Source organism: Marinitoga sp. 1154 (genome assembly GCF_013363285.1).
Taxonomy (GTDB): domain Bacteria; phylum Thermotogota; class Thermotogae; order Petrotogales; family Petrotogaceae; genus Marinitoga.
Genome location: NZ_LBFB01000057.1, coordinates 1 through 1,486, shown reverse-complemented (window position 1 = coordinate 1,486; position 1,486 = coordinate 1). Strand labels below are relative to the sequence as shown.

At 25.1% G+C, this 1,486-nt stretch carries 2 protein-coding genes; both read right to left on the bottom strand.

Translation table 11 applies throughout. The features are described 5' to 3' along the window. Positions 1 to 1,029: AAA family ATPase (locus tag XO12_RS11035; RefSeq protein ID WP_175420341.1), on the bottom strand; the 1,029-nt coding region annotated here is incomplete at its 3' end. A gap of 128 nt (positions 1,030 to 1,157) precedes the next feature. Next, the coding region (locus XO12_RS11030) for a PD-(D/E)XK nuclease domain-containing protein (protein ID WP_175420340.1) at positions 1,158 to 1,486 on the bottom strand (329 nt) is incomplete at its 5' end.

Here is a 1,486-nt window from a genome sequence, read left to right as displayed (position 1 = left end):
TAATAATACTAGTTCCTTTTTGTTGTCTTTGTCTATTTTTACTCCAAGTAATTCTCCTAAGCTAAATAGATTCTGTACTTTTTTGTAATCACTCATTATGTTGTCATCTATTATTTTTTCTGGTGGTTTTTTTGTTCTTCCATATTGTATTATGAAATAAAATACCATATCTGGATTATATACTTTTGCTTTTACTTCTTTATTGAATCTATATCCATTATAATTTTCCTGCATTTCTTTTAATAATTTTTCTGAATATATGTCATAATATTCCAATAATTCTTTTACTTCTTCTTCTTTGAATCCAAGCATTTCATTGAATTCTGGTGCTAATGTTATATTCATTGTTATATTAAAACCACTGGTTAATGAGTCTAACATTATTGGACTTACTCCTGTCATGAACAGTCTTTCTATTATTGTTTGTGTTCCTTTTTTTATTTCTTCATAGAATTTCCTTACAAATCCATGTTTTGTTACGCTGTCTTTGAATAAATCAAGGTTAAAACTCAATAATTCATTTGCAAAGTGGTCGTATTCGTCTATTAATAAGTATATTGGTTTGTCAAGTCGTTTTTTTGATGCTGCTAAAAATTCTCTTAATATATCTGCTGGTTCTGTATATTCTTCTTTTATTATAATATTTTTATCATACTGTTCATTAAATGTCGTTAGAGAAGTAATTAAAACACTTTTAAAACTTCTTATTAACACATCTCTATCTTCTGTTTGAACTCCTGAAAAATTCATGTATAATATATAATAACTGTTTTTTAGTGAAGTTGGATTTTTTCCTATATATAAGTCTTTAAATAACGCTTCAAACTTATCTGCATAATTGACATCATAATACTTTGCAAGTGTATCTAAGAACAATGTTTTTCCAAATTTCCTCGGCCTTAAAAATACAATATTTTTTTCATTTAATGATTCTAATTTTTCTATATATTCTGTTCTATCTATGTAATAGTAGTTTTGCATTATTACTCTTTCAAAATTTTGTTCTCCATATGGTATTTTTTTTCTCATGGCTCACCTCCGTATAACATACCTTCGGTAAAGATTAGGATAAAATCATTTTATTTTAAAAAATAAATTCTCAAAATAAAAACATTTCAATATTTTCAAAAAAAATATTCACGCCTCTTTCTACCCAGTTATTGTTTTATCTTCGACGGATTTTCAAATTTAGTTTTTATAAACCATATATGTAATTTTATCCCATTTTCTTCTTCTAAATTATATTCAAAATCTTTTATTGTATTTGAATATATTATTAGCCATCCTTCTTTTAGCCCTTTACTTTTTATATATTCTTTTATTTGTCTTTTGGCTATTTCGTATTCATATTTTATTATATTTGCTTTTATTTCTATTAAATATTCTTTTCTGTTATACATTACCATTAAATCTATTCTTCCTCCGCCTATTTGTGTTTCTGGATATACTTTTCCTCCAAGTAATTCTATGTATGCACTTAAAAATT